Annotated in this window: 13 protein-coding genes; 1 reads left to right on the top strand and 12 read right to left on the bottom strand. The window is 75.1% G+C overall.

Annotation, left to right across the window (positions count from 1 at the left end; translation table 11 throughout):
* Positions 1-2 precede the first annotated feature (2 nt).
* Complete coding sequence (locus ACIQ9P_RS25470; protein ID WP_402360413.1) at positions 3-998, bottom strand: ABC transporter permease; 996 nt, start codon at positions 996-998, stop codon at positions 3-5.
* Complete coding sequence (locus tag ACIQ9P_RS25465; protein WP_402360410.1) at positions 995-2,674, bottom strand: ABC transporter substrate-binding protein; 1,680 nt, start codon at positions 2,672-2,674, stop codon at positions 995-997. The genes ACIQ9P_RS25470 and ACIQ9P_RS25465 overlap by 4 nt, the downstream gene beginning before the upstream one ends.
* A 314-nt stretch (positions 2,675-2,988) precedes the next feature.
* Between ACIQ9P_RS25465 and ACIQ9P_RS25460 the strand changes: the two genes are divergently transcribed.
* A complete protein-coding gene (locus tag ACIQ9P_RS25460) occupies positions 2,989-3,591 on the top strand; it encodes a hypothetical protein (protein WP_402360407.1) in 603 nt (200 codons plus the stop codon).
* Between the two features lie 77 nt (positions 3,592-3,668).
* On the opposite strand, the gene ACIQ9P_RS25455 is transcribed toward ACIQ9P_RS25460, so the two are convergent.
* From ACIQ9P_RS25455 to ACIQ9P_RS25410, 10 genes are all read right to left on the bottom strand, one after another.
* Positions 3,669-5,486: a dynamin family protein gene (locus tag ACIQ9P_RS25455; RefSeq protein WP_402360404.1), complete on the bottom strand. Its 1,818-nt coding sequence runs from the start codon at positions 5,484-5,486 to the stop codon at positions 3,669-3,671.
* Complete coding sequence (locus ACIQ9P_RS25450; RefSeq protein WP_402360401.1) at positions 5,483-7,468, bottom strand: dynamin family protein; 1,986 nt, start codon at positions 7,466-7,468, stop codon at positions 5,483-5,485. Before ACIQ9P_RS25450 ends, ACIQ9P_RS25455 begins: the two co-directional genes overlap by 4 nt.
* A complete protein-coding gene (locus ACIQ9P_RS25445; RefSeq protein ID WP_402360398.1) occupies positions 7,465-7,905 on the bottom strand; it encodes a hypothetical protein in 441 nt (146 codons plus the stop codon). The genes ACIQ9P_RS25450 and ACIQ9P_RS25445 overlap by 4 nt, the downstream gene beginning before the upstream one ends.
* Entirely contained in the window at positions 7,902-9,554 is a 1,653-nt protein-coding gene (locus ACIQ9P_RS25440) for an Hsp70 family protein (protein WP_402360395.1), read from the bottom strand. The genes ACIQ9P_RS25445 and ACIQ9P_RS25440 overlap by 4 nt, the downstream gene beginning before the upstream one ends.
* Positions 9,555-9,683: 129 nt before the next feature.
* Complete coding sequence (locus tag ACIQ9P_RS25435; protein ID WP_402360393.1) at positions 9,684-9,989, bottom strand: hypothetical protein; 306 nt, start codon at positions 9,987-9,989, stop codon at positions 9,684-9,686.
* A complete protein-coding gene (locus tag ACIQ9P_RS25430; RefSeq protein ID WP_402360390.1) occupies positions 9,986-12,241 on the bottom strand; it encodes an Hsp70 family protein in 2,256 nt (751 codons plus the stop codon). Before ACIQ9P_RS25430 ends, ACIQ9P_RS25435 begins: the two co-directional genes overlap by 4 nt.
* Positions 12,242-12,524: 283 nt before the next feature.
* Positions 12,525-12,935: a nuclear transport factor 2 family protein gene (locus ACIQ9P_RS25425; RefSeq protein ID WP_402360387.1), complete on the bottom strand. Its 411-nt coding sequence runs from the start codon at positions 12,933-12,935 to the stop codon at positions 12,525-12,527.
* A gap of 125 nt (positions 12,936-13,060) precedes the next feature.
* The gene (locus ACIQ9P_RS25420) at positions 13,061-13,480 is read right to left on the bottom strand and encodes an ester cyclase (RefSeq protein WP_391382126.1); all 420 of its coding nucleotides are present in this window, start codon (positions 13,478-13,480) and stop codon (positions 13,061-13,063) included.
* Between the two features lie 90 nt (positions 13,481-13,570).
* A complete protein-coding gene (locus ACIQ9P_RS25415; protein WP_402360384.1) occupies positions 13,571-14,341 on the bottom strand; it encodes an SDR family NAD(P)-dependent oxidoreductase in 771 nt (256 codons plus the stop codon).
* A 68-nt stretch (positions 14,342-14,409) separates the two neighbouring features.
* A partial coding sequence (locus ACIQ9P_RS25410) for an SDR family NAD(P)-dependent oxidoreductase (RefSeq protein WP_402360381.1) occupies positions 14,410-18,519 on the bottom strand: 4,110 nt, incomplete at its 5' end.

Genomic DNA, 18,519 nt, shown 5'->3' with positions numbered 1-18,519 from the left:
GTTCAGTCGGTCCTCAGCCGTGGGTCGATCACGAGGTAGAGCAGGTCGACGAGGGTGGAGATCACCACGAAGACCAGCGCGGAGAGCAGGACCAGCCCGATCACCAGCGGCAGGTCCTTGTTGGTGGTCGCCTGGAGGGTCAGCGCGCCGATGCCGGGCCGGCCGAACACCGACTCGACCAGCACCGCCCCGCCGAGCAGCGATCCGGTCAGCCAGCCGGTGAGGGTGACCACCGGCACCGCCGCGTGCCGCAGCGCGTGCCGCAGCACCACGGCGGCCGAACCCACGCCCCGGGAACGGGCGGTGAGTACGAACGGCTGTCCGAGCGCCGTCTCCAGTCCCTCCCGCAGCACCTGGGCGAGCATCCCTGCGACGGGCAGGGCCAGCGTCACGGCGGGCAGCACCAGCGCGGCGAGGCCGTCGTCCCCGGCGACCGGGAAGATCCGCCACTGGAAGGAGAACACGGTGAGCAGCAGGATGCCGATCCAGTACGAGGGGCTGGAGACGGCGAGCAGTTCGGCGAGCGAGCTGAGCGCGCGCAGCGCGGGCCGCCGTCCGGCCGTGCCGACGGCGGCCAGCAGGGCCAGCAGCACGGCCGATCCGAGGGCGGCCAGGCCGAGTTGGACGGTCGGTCCGAGCTGGTCGCCGATCAGCTCGGCGACCGGGCGCTGCAACTGGTAGGACTCGCCGAGGTCGCCGGTGAGCAGGTGCCCGAGGTAGGTGAGGTACTGCACGGGCACCGGCCGGTCCAGGCCGTACTGCTCCTGGATCGCCGCCTTGACCTCGGGGGTGGCGGCGGTGCCGGGGCCGAGCATCACGGTGACCGGGTCCCCGGGGACCAGTTGGAGCGCGGCGAAGGCGACGGTGGCGGCGCCGAGCAGGACGGCGGCCGCGCCGAGCAGCCGCCGCACGGCGGCCCGCAGCAGGCGCGGGGCGCCGCCGCGGGCCGGTGCCGGCGTGACCGCCGGCTCCGCGAACCCGGTGGTTCCGGTGCTCACTTGGCGACCCAGGCGCCGTGGAAGGCGAGCCAGGTGTTGGGGTCGGCGGTGAGGCCGCGGACCTTGGCGGCGGTGCCGACCACGGCGGTGCGCACGTACAGCGGGACGATCAGCCCGAGGTCGATCGCGCGCTGCTGCGTCTTGGTGTAGACGTCCTGGCGGACGGCCTTGTCGAACGTCCCCTTGCCGGTGGTGGTCCACTCGTCGAGCTGGGCGTCCTGGTAGAAGGTGGCGTTCTGGCCGCCGGTGGAGGGCTTGCTGGCGCTGTGGAAGTAGAGCCGCAGCACGTCGGGGTCGAAGCGGGCCCAGCTGTAGTCGGCGATGTGCTCCTTGCCGCCGTACACGTTGGCGATGTAGGTGCCGATGTCCTGCCGGGGCCGGGTGACCTCGACGCCGATCTTCTTCAGGTCCGCCTGGATCGCCTGGCCGAGGGTCTCGCGCTGCTCGCGCACGTACTCGGCGGGCGGCAGCGGCCACTCCAGCGAGAGCCGCTTGCCGTCCTTGGTGCGGTAGCCCTCGCCGTCACGGGCGGTCCAGCCCGCCTCGTCGAGCGCCTTCTCGGCCGCCGCCCTGTCGTACGGCCAGGACTTCTCCAGCGACTTGTCGTAGTAGGGCGTGCTGGGCGCGATCGGGCTCCAGGCCCGCTTGTAGACGCCGAAGTAGACGGACTGGATGTCCGTGTCGAGGTCGATGCCGCGCTGCACGGCCTTGCGGACCTTCGGGTCGTCCAGCGGCGCCTTGGTGGTGTTGAGCACCAGCGCGTAGTTGGCGCCGGGCGCGTCGGTGGCGATGGTGCGCAGCTTCGGGTCGCCCTGGACGGTGCGCACGTCGGCCGGCGGGATCGGCTCGGCGACCTGCACCTGTCCGCTGCTGAGCGCGCCGACCCGGACCGAGTCCTCGGTGAGGAAGCGGATGGTGAGCTTCTCCAGGTAGGCCGGGCCCTGGTGGTTGGCGCTCGGCGGCGCCCAGTTGTAGTCCGGGTTGCGGGTGAAGACCGCGCTCTGGCCCTTGGTGTAGCCGGTGAACACGAACGGGCCGGTGCCGACGTCGGCCGGGCCGCCGGCGCCGAGCTTGGTGCCGTTCTCCTTGATGGCCTTCGGCGAGTAGAAGCCGAGGTAGGCGGTGCTGGCGGCCTGGAGGAAGGGGGCGAACGGCTCGCTGAAGGAGACCTTCACCGTGTGCGGGTCGACCACCTCGGTGCCGGTGTAGGGGCCGAGCAGGCTGGCCGCGTACTGGGACTTGGTCTCCTTGGCGACGATCCGGTCGAAGTTGGCCTTCACCGCCTCGGCGTCGAACACCGTGCCGTCGGTGAACTTGACGTCCTCGCGCAGGTGGAAGGTGTAGCTCTTGAGGTCCGGCGCGATCTCCCAGGACTTGGCCAGCCAGGGCTGGAACTCGCCCTTGTCGTCCTGGTGGACGAGCGAGTCGAAGACGTTGCGCTGGATGGCGCCGGTGATGTCCTGCTGGCTGACGTGGATGTCGAAGGAGATCGGCTCGACGTCGGTGGCGTAGGTCAGCGCGCCGCCCTGGACCGGCTTCTCGTCGGCTCCGACGCCGCCGGCCGTCGCGGCCGTACCGGAGCCGGAGCCGGTGCCGGAGCTGCAGCCCGCCAGGAGCAGGGCCCCGGCGGTGAGGGCGGCGAGCAGCGGAAGGGGCCGGGGCCCGGTGATGGCCATGCTGGTGACTCCGTCGGGGTACGAGGGGTGGCTGGGGAGGAATACCGCGAAGCTATCGGCGGGCCGTCGGTGGCAAACCCCTACCGGACCCCTAGCCCACCCTTAGCGGGCGGCCCCGGCCGGTGGCGGCCCGGGCGCCGGACCTCCGGCGGGGGGCAAAGTCCACGATTCTCACAGCAACCGGCAATTCTCGGGCGGCCGCACCGCACGCGGGCCGAAAATGTGTCTGATTTTCTGGTGCCGGAGGCACGTCTCGTGACCTTTCATGACGTACGCGAAACGTATTTCCCGGAAGGCCGAACAAGGAACCGACCATGAGACTCCGCACGCTCACCACCGTTTCGGCGTTCACCGCCCTGACATTCGCCACGGCGGCCCCGGCGGCACACGCGGCCGACCCGTCCGCCCCCGCCACGAGCCCCGGCTACACGGTCCGGAAGCTGACCCCGGAGGAGGCCGGTGGCACGGACACGGCGGGCACGGGGCAGATCGCGTCCGGCCCCCGGACCCAGGGCCGGGTGATCTGTTTCCAGGCGCGCACCCGCAGCGGCACCTGGACCGCCAAGGTGTGCAGCGACGGCCCCGGCTTCACCGGCACCGAGGGCAGGAACGACCCGATCGTCTCGGTACGGTTCTGGGTCGGCACCGTCGGCGACATGGACCTCACCGTGGCGCTTCACTTCGCGGAGATCGGCACCCTGCCCGAGGTCACCCTGCTGTCGGGCGACGCGGTCGAGATCGACGCCGTCGGCCGGGCGCTCGAAGCGATCCACCTGCAGAGCGACAGCGAGAGCATGAAGGCCGCCGCCCACGTCCAGAACGTGGGTTGGAAGGGCACCGACCAGTGGTCGTACGACCAGTGGATCGGCAGCATCGGCGAGGGCCGCTGGATGGAGGCGTTCTGGATCGACATCTGAGCCGGATCCGCGAGCGCGGACGGCCGGGCGACCCGGCGACCCGGCGGCACGGCGACCCGGCGGCACGGGCCGCCCGGTCAGACAGTGGCGGCGAGGCGTTCGTAGCTGCGGCGCAGGACCTGGCAGGCGCGGCGGGCGGGCCCGGCGAAGGTGGGGTCGACGGTCATCGCCGACCAGTGGGCCAGGCGGTCCAGCGCGACGCGACGCAGCTCGGAGCCGTCGGCACCCTCCGGCAGGCCGAGGCGGGCGGCCGTCGTGACGCCGAACTCGCCCACCACCCGCTGGATCTCGCGCAGCTCCGGCTCCGACAGACCGGTCAGCCTGCCGTCGTAGCAGTCCCGCAGGACGATCAGCTCACGGAAGGCGTGCTGCTGGACCTCCAGATCGACGAAGCGGCCCGCGGCCCGGTCGACGGTGGCGCGGAGCCGCGCGGCCGACGGCCGGTCGGGCGGCAGGAGTTCCGCCGGCAGGGTGTCGGGCAGGGTGCGGGCGCGGTCGACGATCCCCCGCAGCTTGATCAGGTCGGCCCGGGCGCCGAAGTGCTCGGTGAGCAGCCGGCGGAAGTCGGCCAGGCCGCTGCGCCGGTCGAGTTCGGCGCGCAGCTCGGGAAGACCGGCGACGCCGTCGCGGATCAGCTCGCAGGCCAGGGTGAGCCCGTATCCGGCCAGCAGGCCGAACAGGTGCGCGCGGCGGTCGGCCGGCACCGGCAGGTCCGGGTAGGGGCGGGTGGTGAAGTAGGGTCCGCGGGCGGCCCGGCGGGCGAGCAGCGCGGGTTCCACGGCGGCCAGCCCGGCGAGGTCGGCGAAGTCCGCCTCGGTGAGCTGCCAGGCCGCGGCGCCGACCAGGCTGCAGAGCGGGCGCAGGTCGTACATCAGCCGGGTGCCGCCGGCGGCGGTCATCACCCGGTCCGCGTTCCGGCGGCCCTCGGCGAGCGGGTCGGGGTGCTCGGGCCAGTACAGCTCCACCTTGGTGAGGGCGCCGACGGTGGTGAGCGCGCTGCCGGAGCCGGCCGAGCCCAGGCCGGAGCCGCGGAAGTCGGCGATCAGCTCCTCCTCGCCCCGGGCGAGGCCGCGGGCGAACACCAGCACCAGGGCGTCGGCGCTCCCGGCATGGCCGATCGACGCCGTGCGCACCTCGTCCGGCGAACGGCCCAGGTAGCGGAGGGTGTTGGCGGAGTCGGCGCCGAACGCCGAGTCCAGGCCCGGGGTGTCCACCAGGTCGAAGGAGCGGAGGTAGGGGCTGGGGTCGGTGACCACCAGATGGTCGATCGCCCGCAGCCGGTCCAGCCTGGCGAGTTCGGCGGGGTCGCCGTCGTCGTGGACCCGGGCGGTGAGGGCGCGCAGTTCGTCCGGGTGGTGGCGGTCGGCCGGGCGGCCGTCCTTGTAGTGGACGGTGATCAGGCGCTCCGGCCCGTGGGTGAGGCGGCTGACGTTGAAGGTGAGCTCCTCCGTCCCGGTCTCCACCCGGTGCGCCCCGAGCAGGGCGTTGACGAGGGTGGACTTGCCGGCGCTGACCCGGCCCACCAGGGCGACCCGCATCGGGCGGGCGGCGAGGTCGCGGAGACCGTCGAGCACGTCGAGGGCGGGGAGGAGGGCCGCCGGGGCGCGGTGGCGGGGGCCGAGCAGATCGGCGGCCTCGGTGACGGCGCGTTCGGTCGCCTCGCGAACGGTGGCCTCGCGCACGGCCGGCTCGGGAGCGGCGGCCAGGCGGGGCGCCCCGGTCGGCGCGGTGTCCGCCCCCGGCCCGTCCGGGGCCCCCGGCAGCCCCGCGACTCCCGGCGCCGGCGGGGCGTGGGGCCGGGCGTTCGGGAGGCCGGGCGGCGAGGCGTGCGGCGGCCCCGGCGGGTGCTCGCCGCCGCGGCCGAACCGCCACCAGCGTCCGCCCGCCGGGCTCACCGCGCCTCCGCCAGCAGGGCCGCCAGCCGGGTGCCCAACCGCTCCACCCCCGCCCTCACCTCGGTCAACGGCCGCCGTTCCAGACCGAGTTCGGCGGCCCGCCGGGTCGCCTGGTCACGGGTCGCGGTCCGGCTGGACTCCAGCCGGGCCAGGGTGTCCCGCGCGGCGGCCTGCTCACGGGCGATCCGGCTCTCCAGTTCGGCCCGGACGGACTCCGCCAGGGTGCGCGTCAAGTCCCTCACAGCATTGGCGAGATGGGCGTACTGACCGGCCCGCATCGCCTCCACCTCGGTACGCAGGCTCTGCCGGCGGGCGGCCCGGTCGGCGATCTGCTGCTCCCGGACGGCACCCCGGTACCCGGCGACCCCGCCGAACAGGGCGCCCACCACCGAGCCGATGGAGGAGCCGATCTGCGCACCGACCGCCGTGCCCGCGCCCGGCAGTACCAGGGTCCCGATGATCGCGCCGACCGCGCCCGCCGCCAGACCGCCCGCCGTCGTGCCCAGGCCGGAGAAGCTGGTGGTCGAGCGCAGCAGGCTGCTGCCGCGGGCCCGCCGCTCGTCCTCGCCGAGCCGGCCGGTCACCGTCAGCGGCGGCACCGGCGGCTCCGGCAGCCGCCCGCTCGGGCGGGCGTCCAGCTCCAGGCCGTTGCGGCGGGCGAAGTCGGCCTGGATCTCCGCCGCCCGCAGGCCGGCCAGTTCGCCGACCGTCCCCGTCACCAGCGCCGCGTCGGCCGCCAACTGCCCCACCAGCCGGTCCGGGTCGGCGAGCATGGCGTCGTCGTAGAGGTATTCGGTGCGGAACCGGTGCCAGACCTGGTCCAGGTCCTGCTGCGCCCGCACGCCCAGGCCGCGGCCGAGTTCGGCGACGGCGTCGACGAGTTCGCGGCGCCAGCGGGCCTCGGAGGAGGCGAGTTCGGCGATCCGGCGCTCGCGTTCCTCGGTGTCGGCCCGGAGTTCGGCGAGCCGGGTTCGGGTCTCGTCGAGAAGGGCGTGCAGTTCGGCCTCGACCGGTGCGAGCATGGTCCGCGCGGATGCCTCGAGTTCGGCCAGGGCGCCGCCGACCAGCAGCGAGGCCCGGCGCCGGGCGAGTGCCGACCAGAGCAGCCGCTCGAACTCCTCGAAGTTGCTGATCTCCAGGTCCTCCGGGTCCCCGTGCGCCAGGTGGTCCAGTCTGGCGCGGGCGGAGACCGCCACCAGTGGCACGTCCTGCGGGGCGATGCCGGTGGCGGCGGCGAGCTTGGCGAGGGTGTTGGCGTGGATCGCCGTCCAGTCGCCGACGGTGTCGATCTTGGTGAGGGCGAACAGCAGTCCGTCGGTGCCGTCCAGTGCCCGGGAGGCGGCAGCGGCCCGGGAGAGGAAGCGCAGTTCGCTCTCGGTCAGCGGCTGGGTCACGTCGGTGACGAACACCAGCGCGTCGGCCTGCGGCAGGAAGCCCGTGGTCACGGCGGTGTGCGCCTGGTAGACGGCCCCCACGCCCGGGGTGTCCACCAGCACCAGACCGGAGGCCAGCCGCGGGTTCGGCAGGTGGACGGAGATCAGCCGGACCCGCTTCAGATTGCCCGGGTTACCGGACTCGGTGGCGTACTCGGCGATGCGCCCGCGCGGGATCTCCAGCCGGGTGGGCCCCTCGTCGGGCCGGTCGTCCGGCGGGTCCAGGGTGACCTCCACCCGTTCGACCGGGCCGAAGGCGGCGGTGGTGACCAGGCTGGTGGCGAACCAGGTGTCCTGGGGGAAGAGATCGGGCTCCTCCAGCAGGGCGTTCAGCAGACTCGACTTGCCGCGCTTGAACTCGCCGCACACCACGACGGTCAACGTCCCCTCGCGCAGCCGCCGTTCGGCGTCCTCCAGCCGCTCGGCCGTCACCGCACGACCGGCGCCACCGGCGGCGGCGACCGGGCGCAGCACCGCGTACAGCGCGAGGGTGTCGGCGCGCAGCGTGTCGAGCGCGCGGGCGGAGGGCGGCGGCGCGGAGGAGGTCATACGGATCCTCGGAGGTCGGGCGGGAGGTCGGGCGGGAGGCCGGGGGAACCGGTCCGGTCCGGGTCGACGATGCCGTTCAACTGCTCTTCCATGGAGGCCAGTTGTTCCGGATCGGCGTTCAGGATGTCGCGGATGAGGTCGGTCGGGTCGACGTCCGCGTCCGGGTCGACCGGGCCGACCCGCGCGGCGTCGACGGAGCCGGGGGCGGGACCGTCGAGGGCCGCTCCCCCGGCGGCCGACGGCTCGTCCCCACCGAGCGCGCCGTCCTCGTCCGGGCCGTCGAGGAGGCCGATCGCCCCGGCGACGTCCTCGGCCAGATCCGCGACGAACTCGGCCACCTCCGCCACGAATTCGGCGAAACCCTCGACGGCGTCGTGCTGGTCGGGCAGGTGCAGCGGATCGCCGCCGTCGGGGTCGAACATCCTGTTGTCCTTCATCGTCCGTTCCGGTGGGTGTCCCGGGCCTGCTGCCGCCCGGCCGTGGTCCGTTTGATCACGGCGTGGAGGCCCAGCGCGAGCAGGCCGAGCACGAGGCCCACGACGACATTGCCCATCAGCACCACACCGGCCACCGTGGCCAACACGTACAGCAGGACCGACGGCCAAGGGCCACGGCTCCACCGGTCCGGCGGGCGGGCGGCGGGCGGCTGTGATCCGGGCGACTGCGATCCGACGGCCCGCGGTCCGGGCTGCTGCGTCCCCGGGGCCTGCGCCGCTTCCCCGACCTGTGCCGTTTCCCCGACCTGCGCCGGTCCCGCCTCCGGTTCGACCGCCAGCAGCCATTCGCCGGCACCCACCGTCTCCCCGGGGGCGCGGAGCTGGCGGACGATCCGGCCGGGGGCGGCGGCGGCGAGTTCGACCAGGGCACCCTCGGGCGTGCGCAGGGTGCCGAGGGCAGCGCCGGCCGGGTAGCCGGCGCCGGGCAGGAGGTGCCAGGCGGTGAGTTCGCCGGGCGCCGCGAGGTCCCAGGCGAGCGGGACGGCGCCCGGTTCGGTCGGCGTGGGCAGCAGTCGGCGGTCGGCGGAGCGGGCGGCCCAGGCGGCGGCGCCGTGCACCACCGCCAGGTCCGGGTCCTCCACCAGCCGCAGCGGACGGCCCAACCGGTCCGCCAACAGCGCCCGCACCGCCGGCACCCGGGTGGTGCCACCCACCAGCAGCACCGAGTCCACCGCCCGGGGCCGCACCCCGCAGTCCGCCAGCAACCGGCGACAGCACTCCACCGTCCGGTCCAGCAACGGACCGATCAGCGCGTCGAGTTCGTCCCGGTCGACCCGGCTGGCCGGGGTCACCGGGGTGAAGTAGTCCTCGACCTCCCGGACTTCGCTCAGCTGGTGCTTGATCCGCCGGACGAAGTCGCCGAGTTCGAGCCGGGCCCGGGTGGCCCCGGCGGTCATCAGCGGGTCGAGCCACTCCCGCCCGGCGGCGGCGACGCCGGCGGCGAGCAGGGCGTCGATGTCGCGGCCGCCGCAGTCGTCCAGGGCCGCATGCCCCAGCACCGTGTGCGAGGCACCGTCCGCACCGATCCGCACCAACGCCGTGTCGAAGGTGCCACCACCGAAGTCGTACACCAGCACCGTCTCACCCGCCGCGAACGGCTCCCCCGCCACCGAGGCGTGCGCCGCCGCCACCGGCTCCGCCAACAGCTCCACACTGCGGAACCCCGCCGCCGCACCCGCCGCCAGCATCGCCTCCCGCCGCGGATCCACCGGCCCGTACGACGCCGGCACCGTCACCACCAACCGATCGACACCGCGACCCACCACGGTCCCCGCCTGCGACCGGAACTCGCCCAGCACGGCGGCCACCAGGGCGACGGGGGTGAAGGCCCGCCCGCCCAGCACGACCGGCACGCGCTCGCCCAGATCGCGTTTGAACTCCGCCCGGAAGGAGTCCGGTTCGGCCCGCTTGCGGCGCTCCGCCGCCGAGCCGACGAGCAGCCGCCCGTCCGGCGCGAGACAGACCGCCGACGGCCAGGACAGCAGCCCGCTCGACGGCTCCTTGAGCGGCCGCTCACGGCCGTCCAGCACCACGGCGGCGGCCGAGGAGGAGGTACCGAAGTCGACGACGAGCACGGGTTCGGCGGTCATGCCGCGCCCCTTCCTGTGAGATCTTCCGGTCGCTCGGACCGTCGGGCCGTCGCGAGGCCCTCAAAGGCGCCGGACCGTCGGGAGTGCGCGGGCCCCGGGGCCGTGCCGGGCGGCGCGGGCCGACGGCACTCAGCCACCGTGACGGGCCAGCCGGACCGCCCAGCCCACCGCCCCGGCGGCCAGGCCGAACGGCAGCACGACGCCGAGCATCGCGAGGAACTGGCCGTCCGCCCGCGTCACCGTCAGGGCGGCGGCACCCGCGAGGGCCGCCGCCGCCCCCAGCCCCAGCCCGGTGCGGGCCCCGGCCGAGCGGCCCCGGCCCCGGGCGGCCGCCGCCGCGAGCGTCACCGCCGCGGTGACCAGGACGACGACGGCGAGCACCGTCAGTCCGCCCTCGCCCAGCAGCCAGGGCCCTCTCGATTCCGCGAGGTTCACAGGAGCACTCCGTTCACCGCGACGAGCCCCGCGAACAGCAGGGCGCACCAACTGGCCGCCGGCAGCCCCGCCACCCGCTCGGCGATCCGGGCCCGGGCCCGGGCCGCCAGGGCGAGACCCGCCGCGCCTCCGGCGGCGGCCACCACGGCGGCGGCCTCCACGACCCACCGGCCGTGGTCGAGTTCGTGGGCACCGGCGGCGATCAGCGCCGCCGTGACGAGACCGGCCGCGAACCCCGCCCAGGCGGACGACCGGGAGCGGCCGGCGGCGCGCACGACCAGGACGCCGGTGACCGCCCCGGCCACGCAGGGCAGCGTGACGGTCAGCAGGTCCCCGATCTCCAGCGCGCCGTAACGGCCACCGCGCGAGCCGACCGCGAACCAGGTCGCGCCGCCGGCCAGCACCGCCCCCTGCAGCCCGCCGAGCCAGCTCCACCACGGCACCGCTTCCTCCGCGCGCCGACGGCGGCGCACCGCCAGCGCGGCGGCCACCAGCCCGGTGCCGAGCAGCATCAGCGCCGACTGCTGGAACTGGTAGAAGGTCGGGCTCTCGTCGAACGGCAGCTGCGTCTCGCGGTTCCCGAATTCCGTCTCCAGCTGCCAGCACACCCAGCACAGCACCAGCAGCGGCAGCGCCGCCGCGGCCGGACGCCAGGCCCCGGCCACGCCGCGGCCGGCGGCGGTGAGACCTGCCACCAGCGCCACCAGCGCGGCCTGGCCGACCAGCAGGAACACGGACCGGCCCGGGTCCACCTGGTCGACGAGTCCGAGCAGCCCGTAGCCGAGGAGGGACACTCCCAGCAGTGCCAGCATCGCCGTCCCGGTCCGGCCCGGCCAGGCCGGGCGGCCCGGCGGCGACGGCGGGTATCCCGGCGGGGCGTGCGCGCCGGACCCGGGGTCGGGATCCTGCGCCGCGCCGTCCGGCCGGACCGCCAGCAGCCACTCGCCCGGACCGACCGCCGCCCCCGGAGCGACCAGTTGCCGCACCATCGTGCCGGGTTCGTCCGCGGTGAGCTCCCAGAGGCTGCCGTCGGGCAGCCGCAGCGAGCCGAGCACGGCCCCGGCCCCGTAGGCGGTCGCGGCGGGGACGGCCCAGCCGACGACCTCGGCCGTCCCGGCGGGGAAGCCCCAGGCCAGCGGGCGGGTGTGGGTGGGCAGCCGGAGCGGGCCGAGTCGGCGGTCGGCGGAGCGGGCGGCCCAGGCGGCGGCGCCGTGCACCACCGCCAGGTCCGGGTCCTCCACCAGCCGCAGCGGACGGCCCAACCGGTCCGCCAACAGCGCCCGCACCGCCGGCACCCGGGTGGTGCCACCCACCAGCAGCACCGAGTCCACCGCCCGGGGCCGCACCCCGCAGTCCGCCAGCAACCGGCGACAGCACTCCACCGTCCGGTCCAGCAACGGACCGATCAGCGACTCCAGTTCGTCCCGGGCCACCCGGCTCGCCGGGCCGAGCGGGGTCAGGTAGTCCTCGACCTGGGCGGACTCGGTGAGCTGGTGCTTGATCCGGCGGACGAAGTCGCCGAGTTCGAGTTGGGCGCGCAGCGCGCCGGCGCCGCCCGCCCCGAGCAGCGGCTCCAGCCACTCCCGCCCGCGCTCGCGGATCCGCCCGGCGAGCAGGGCGTCGATGTCGCGGCCGCCGCAGTCGTCCAGGGCCGCATGCCCCAGCACCGTGTGCGAGGCACCGTCCGCACCGATCCGCACCAACGCCGTGTCGAAGGTGCCACCACCGAAGTCGTACACCAGCACCGTCTCACCCGCCGCGAACGGCTCCCCCGCCACCGAGGCGTGCGCCGCCGCCACCGGCTCCGCCAACAGCTCCACACTGCGGAACCCCGCCGCCGCACCCGCCGCCAGCATCGCCTCCCGCCGCGGATCCACCGGCCCGTACGACGCCGGCACCGTCACCACCAACCGATCGACACCGCGACCGATCATGACCTGCCCCTGGGCGCGGAACTCCGCCAGCACGGCGGCCACCAGGGCACTCACCGGGTACTGCCGGCCGCCCAGCGGGACGGGCGCCCGCTCGCCCAGGTCGCGTTTGAACTCGGCCCGGTAGGCGGACGGTTCGGCCCGCTTGCGGTGCTCGGCCGCCGAGCCGACGAGCAGCCGGTCACCGTCGGCGCAGACCGCCGAGGGCCAGGACAGCAGCCCGCTCGACGGCTCCTTCACCAGCCGCTCGCCCCGGTCCAGCACCACGGCTGCCGCCGACGACGATGTTCCGAAGTCCACCACGAGCACCGGCTCGGCCACGCTCCACCCCCTGGACGCACTCGGCCGGCGGTGAGGTGACCGGCCCGGGTTCGCGGCGAGGATAGCAGCGGCGGATCTTCCCGTTCCGGCACTCGGCGACCGCACCGTCAGACCGATGCGATGTCGTGATGGACGGTCCACAGAGGAATGTTGATGCTCCGTCAGGTTTTCGACGACGGCTCCGACGGGAGCACCGGAGGGATCGTCGGGCGCACTCGGACCGCCGTTCGAGTGCGCCCGACGAGGGGCGGGACGAGCCCGCCGGGTGGTGGTGCCGGGGGTCTCAGTCGCGGTGGTGGTGCTGACGCGGGTAGCGGGGGACGGAGCGGCGGTGGGCGATCCGCCAGCCGTCCGGGGTGCGGGTGTACACGTCGAAGTAGTCGCCGTTGTGGACGCTGCCGTCCGGCAGGATCGCCAGGTAGCGGCTGCGGCCGCGGACGGTGCCGTCCTCGTCGACGGTGAGCACCGAGTCCAGGGTCTGGTGGTCCGGGTGGTCCGGGCCGAGGTCGCGGGCGAACACCCGGATCTTCTCCAGGCCGGTGAACACCGCGCCGGTGCGGGTCAGTTCGATCACCCCGTCCTCGGCGAAAACCTCGGCCAGCGCCTGTGCGTCGGCGTTGTCGAAGGCGTGCGAGAAACGGGCGAGCAGCTGGCGCAGCTCCTCGGCGTCGGCCGGGGTCGGGCCGGTCGTCATGGGCGGGCTCCTGAGGGTGGTGGTGACTGGGCGGTGGTGACCGGGCGGTGGTGACCGGGTGGAACGGGGCGGGCCCGGCCGCGGGGAAGCGGAAGCGGCCGGGCCCGCCGGGGGAAGCGGCCGGGTCAGACGGTGGCCGGGGCCAGCTGCTGGACGATGCCCAGACGGTCCGGGAGCACGTTGTAGCGGACGACCTTGTTGTCCCGCACCGTCAGCCAGCTGATGCTGTGGCCCACGAAGGACCGGCCGGTGGCCGGGACGCCGAAGATCGGGCCGACGTGCGTGCCCTCGATCCGCCAGAACGCGATCACCCGGTCCCCCTCGGCCACCAGGTCCTCCACGGTGGCCTTCACGTCGCGGACGTTCTGCCACAGCCAGCGCAGGTGCTCCTCGAAGTCCGCGCGGGTACCGCTGCCGCCCGGGCCGACCCGGGTCTCGTCGGCGGCGTCCTCGGCGACCAGCTCCTCCAGCAGCTCGACCCGCTGCCCGGTGACCAGCTCGTGGTAGTACCGCTCGACCAGGGCCTTGTTCGCCTCGATGCTCATGGGTTTCTCGCTCTCTTCGGTGGACGGAAAACGGGGTGGAACGGAAAAATCGGTGGTGGTGGTGGGGCGTGGGGCGTGGGGCGGCGCGGTTCAGCGGGACGGGGCCGCCGGCGGCGGGAGCAGGATGCCGCCGTTGGCGCTCAGCCCGCCGTCGACCGGGACGGTGACCCCGGTGACGTACGAGGCCGCCGGAGAGGCCAGGAACCAGACCACCTCGGCCTGTTCGCGCGCCTCGGCCCAGCGCTGGACCGGGATCCGGCGGGTGATGAAGGCCGAGAACTCCGGATCGGCGACCTGCCCGGCGGTCAGGCCGGTGACCGTGCCGCCGGGCGCGATCGCGTTGATCCGGATGCCCTGCGCCGCGTAGTCGATGGCCGTGGCGCGGACCAGGTTGATCACCGCCGCCTTGGTCGCGTTGTACGCCCACGTCCCCGGGTCGCCGCGCAGGCCGGACACGGAGGAGGTGGCGACGATCGCCCCGCCGCCGGCCTCCCGCAGCGCCGGTGCGGCGGCGCGGATCCCGAGCACCACGCTGCGCACATTGATTTCGAACAGTCGGTCGAAGCGCTCGACCGCGCCCGGCGCCTCCAGCGGCCCGCCGCCGCCCGTCCCGGCGTTGAGGACCGCCGCGTCCAGCCGCCCCCACCGCTCCTGGGCGAGCGCGACCGCCCGGACGTTGGTCTCCTCCGACGACACGTCGCCGACCAGGGTCACGACGCCTTCGACGTCCGCGAGCGCGTCCAGGCCCGCCTTGTCGACGTCCACGGCGACCACGCGGTGGCCCCGCTCGGCGAACAGCCTCGTCGTCGCCTCGCCGATGCCCGACGCCGCGCCGGTGACCAGTACTACGGGGTGGGTCATTCCTGTTTCCTTCCTCAGGGGATCGGTGGTGCCCGCGGTTCTCGCGGCACCCTCGGGGGCTCGGCGGCTCAGGACGTGCGCCGCTCGATCCCGTCGATCCAGCGGCGGACGGCGTCCGCGGTCGACGGCGTGTGGTGCTCCAGCACGGTGAAGTGGTCACCGGGGATGTCCTGGACCTCGTGCGGCACGGGCCAGTACGCCCGCCAGTCCTCGCGCTCGGTGGTGTCGACGACCATGCCGCGCAACGGGGTGTCGGCCCGCAGGGCCAGGATCGGCGCCGCGACCGGCGCGGGCCGCCAGCCCGCGAACACGTTGTTGTAGCCGCCCATGGCGGTGAGGCTGGCGTCGCTCCAGACCATGTCGTACTGCTCGATCCGGTCGATCATGCCGCCGAGCATCGAGTGCAGCCACCACTCCCCCATGCCCTCGCGCGCCGCGCTGTCCATCGGGTACGAGTCGACCAGGACCAGCCCCGCGACCGCGCGACCGCGCGCCTCCAGCCGTTCGGTGACGGCGTGCGCCACACAGCCGCCCATCGAGCGGCCGACGATCACGAACGGACGCTCCTCGCCGAGGAGTTCGAGCACGGCCTCGGTCTGCATGGCGAGGTAGGTGTCGAGGTGGTCGGGCAGCCGGTCGGACGGGTCCCAGCCCGGCGAGGGGACGACGAAGACGTCCCGCTCGCCCTCGAAGGCGTGCCCGAGCCGGGCGTACTCGTGCGGGCCGGAGATCGCGCTCAGGGCCGGGAAGGCGATGACGGCCACCTCGCCGCCCCCGGTGGCGAGTCGGATCGGCTTGAGGGCCCGCTCGGACCGCTCCGCCGCGTCGAACCGGTCCCGCAGGTGCGAGGCGACGCCGATCAGCGCCGACGCCTCGGGGAAACCGCCCCGGGCCGCGAGGCGGCGGTAGAGCGTGGACAGCGGGTTCCGGGGATCGTCCTCCGCTCCGGCCCGGGCGGGGCCGGTCCCCTCGGCCGCCGCGGCGGCGGCCAGCGGGTCACTCGCCGATTCGGCGATCAACCGCGAGAGATGGGCGGAGAGTTCGGTCGGGTCCGGGTGGTCGAAGGTCACCGTCGGCGGCAGCCGCAGGCCGGTGGCGGCGGTGATCCGGTTGCGCAGTTCGACCGCGCTGAGCGAGTCCAGGCCCAGGTCGTTGAACGCCTTGCCGGGCGGCACCGCGCCCGGCTCGCTGCCGAGCACGGCCGCGACCTCGGTACGGACCAGCTTCAGGACCGCCGCCACCCGCTCCTCCTCGCCCAGCGCCACCAGCCGGGGCAGCAGGCTCGGCGCCGCGGCGGCCGGGGACGCCGCGCTCGCGGCGCGCCGGGCGGGCGGGACCAGCCCGCGCAGCAGCGGCGGCACCTCGCGCTGCGCCCGGACGGCGGCCAGGTCGAGCGGGACGGCGGCCAGGAAGCCGGCGCCGACCCGTTCGGCCGCGTCGAACAGGGCCGTTCCGCGCTCGGTGGGGATCGGCCGGAGTCCGGCGCGCGCGGCCCGGCGGAGGTCCGCCTCGGTCAGGTGCCCGGTGATGCCGCTGGTCTCGGCCCACTGCCCCCAGGCGAGGGACTGCGCGGGCAGACCGATGGCGCGCCGGTGGGCGGCGAGGGCGTCCAGGTAGGTGTTCGCGGCCGCGTAGCTGCCCTGCCCCGGGCCGCCGAGCACGGCGGCGACGGAGGAGTAGAGCACGAACGCCGCCAGGTCGTGGCCGCGCGTCAGCTCGTGCAGGTGCCGGGCGCCGTCGGCCTTGGGGGCCCAGACCGCGGCCAGCCGCTCGGGGGTCAGCGCGCTCAGCACGCCGTCGTCGACCACGCCGGCGGTGTGGACGACGGCGGTCAGCGGGTGCGCGGACGGGACGGCCGCGACGGCGGCGGCGAGGGCCTCGCGGTCGGCGGTGTCGGCGGCCTCGATCGTCACCTCCGCGCCGAGGGCGACGAGTTCGTCCCGAAGCTCGGCCGCGCCCGGCGCGCCGGCGCCCCGGCGGGACAGCAGCAGCAGGTGACGCACCCCGCGCTCGGCCACCAGGTGCCGGGCGAGCAGGGCGCCGAGGGTCCCGGTGCCGCCGGTGATCAGCACCGTGCCCTCCGGATCCCAGTCCCGCGCCGAGACCGCGACCTCCGGCACCGCGACGCGGGCCAGCCGCGGCACCCGCACCCGGCCCTCACGCAGGGCGAGTTGAGGCTCGCCACCGGCCACCGCCGCGCCGAGGGCGGCCTGCGAGGCCGCCGAACCGTCGGTGTCGACCAGCACGATCCGGCCCGGGTGCTCCGACTGCGCCGAACGCACCAGGCCCCACACCGGCGCCGCGGTCAGGTCCGGCGTCTCCGACCCGTCGACCGCCACCGCGAGGCGACTCAGGACGACCAGCGGGTCACCCGCGCCGGTGTCCCGGGCCAGCCACTCCTGGAGCGCGACCAGGGTCTCGGTCACGTCCCCGTCGATCGGCAGCACCTCCCCCAACGGCACCCCGGCAGCCGTGACCGCCACCTCCGGCCAGTCCAGCGCGAACAGCGCGTCGCGCTCGGCGCCGCCCGCCGGGGCCAGCTGCTCGGCGGAGACCAGCCGGGCCCGGAGCGCCTCCACCGAGGCGACCGGCGCGCCGGTGGCGTCCGCGACGTCGACGGCCAGCACCTCCGGCTCGGTGTAGCGGAGCCGCACCCGCAGCGCGCTCGCCCCGGCGGCATGCAGCCGCACCCCGCTGTAGGCGAACGGCAGCCGGCTCACCCCGGGCGGGCTGTCCACCAGCCGCTGGTGCACGGTGAGGTGGACCGCCGCGTCCAGCAGCGCGGGGTGCAGGCCGTACCGGGCGGCCTCCCCGGCCTGGGCCTCGGGCAGCGCCACCTCGGCGAAGAAGGTGTCGCCGTCCTGCCAGGCGGCCCGCAGCCCCCGGAAGGCGGGTCCGTAGGCGAGGCCCCCGGCGGCGAGGTCCTCGTAGAGGTGCTCGATGTCCAGCGCCCGCGCACCGGCCGGCGGCCACTGCTCCAGGCTCACCACCGGAGCGGCGGCGGGAGCGCCCAGCAGGGTGCCGCTGGCGTGCCGGGTCCAGGTGTCGTCGACGGCCGTCGGCCCGGCGGCAGGCCGCGAGTGCACGGCGACCCGGCGGGCGCCGGCCGCGTCCGGCGCGCCGACGGTCACCCGCAGATGCAGCGCACCGTGCTCGGGCAGCACGAACGGCGCCTCGATCACCAGCTCGTCCAGGGTGCTCGCGCCGACCTCGTCGCCCGCCCGGACCACCGACTCCAGCAGGGCGGTGCCCGGGACGATGACGGTCCCCTGGACGGCGTGGTCGGCGAGCCAGGGGTGGGTGGCGAGGGAGAGGCTGCCGGTGAGGACTGCGCCCTCGCCGTCGGGCAGGGCGACCACCGCGCCGAGCAACGGGTGCCCGGTGGGGGTCAGGCCGAGGCCCTCGGGGTCGCCGGTCCGGGCGGCGGGCTCCAGCCAGTAGCGGCGGCGCTGGAACGGGTACGTGGGCAGGACGACAGAGGGACGGGCATCGCCCAGCAGGGCGGTCCAGTCGACCCGGTGGCCCTGGACGTGGATCCGGGCGAGCGCCGTCAGCGCCGTCCGCTGCTCGGGGTGCTTCCGGCGCAGCACGGCCGTGGCGGTCAGGGCCGGGTCGGCGGCGGTGTCGAGGACGCCTTCGACGAGACCGGTGAGGGTGCCGTCGGGGCCGAGTTCGACGAAGGTCGTCGCGCCCTCGGCCGCCAGCGTGGTGACCACGTCCGCGAAACGCACGGCCCCACGGACCTGCCGCACCCAGTACTCCGGGTCGGTGATCTCCTCGGCGGTCGCGACCTTCCCGGTCACGTTCGAAATCACGGGGACCGTCGGCCGGTGGAAGGTCAGCGTCCTCGCGACGGCCAGGAACTCCTCCAGCATGCCGTCCATGTGCGCCGAGTGGAACGCGTGACTCACCCGCAGACGCCGGGTACGACGGTCCGCGAAGTGCTCACGCACCGCCTCCACCGCCGTCTCGTCACCCGAAACCACCACCGCACGCGGCCCGTTGACCGCAGCGACATCCACACCGTCCACCAGAACCGCCCGCACCTCGGCCTCGGTGGCCTCCAGCGCCACCATCGCCCCACCACCCGGCAGGGCCTGCATCAACCGCGCACGCGCACCCACCAGCACCACCGCGTCCTCCAGCGACAGCACCCCCGCCACATGCGCCGCCGCCAA

The organism is Kitasatospora sp. NPDC094019 (assembly GCF_044764505.1).
Taxonomy (GTDB): domain Bacteria; phylum Actinomycetota; class Actinomycetes; order Streptomycetales; family Streptomycetaceae; genus Kitasatospora.
This window is presented reverse-complemented; position numbering and strand designations above follow the sequence as displayed.

What these genes read in the sequence shown, in the direction of transcription:
- ACIQ9P_RS25465 (WP_402360410.1), bottom strand. Translation starts at nt 2,674, where the DNA reads ATGGCCATCACCGGGCCCCGGCCCCTTCCGCTGCTCGCCGCCCTCACC.
- ACIQ9P_RS25460 (WP_402360407.1), top strand. Translation starts at nt 2,989, where the DNA reads ATGAGACTCCGCACGCTCACCACCGTTTCGGCGTTCACCGCCCTGACA.
- ACIQ9P_RS25450 (WP_402360401.1), bottom strand. Translation starts at nt 7,468, where the DNA reads ATGACCTCCTCCGCGCCGCCGCCCTCCGCCCGCGCGCTCGACACGCTG.
- ACIQ9P_RS25445 (WP_402360398.1), bottom strand. Translation starts at nt 7,905, where the DNA reads ATGAAGGACAACAGGATGTTCGACCCCGACGGCGGCGATCCGCTGCAC.
- ACIQ9P_RS25440 (WP_402360395.1), bottom strand. Translation starts at nt 9,554, where the DNA reads ATGACCGCCGAACCCGTGCTCGTCGTCGACTTCGGTACCTCCTCCTCG.
- ACIQ9P_RS25425 (WP_402360387.1), bottom strand. Translation starts at nt 12,935, where the DNA reads ATGACGACCGGCCCGACCCCGGCCGACGCCGAGGAGCTGCGCCAGCTG.
- ACIQ9P_RS25420 (WP_391382126.1), bottom strand. Translation starts at nt 13,480, where the DNA reads ATGAGCATCGAGGCGAACAAGGCCCTGGTCGAGCGGTACTACCACGAG.
- ACIQ9P_RS25415 (WP_402360384.1), bottom strand. Translation starts at nt 14,341, where the DNA reads ATGACCCACCCCGTAGTACTGGTCACCGGCGCGGCGTCGGGCATCGGC.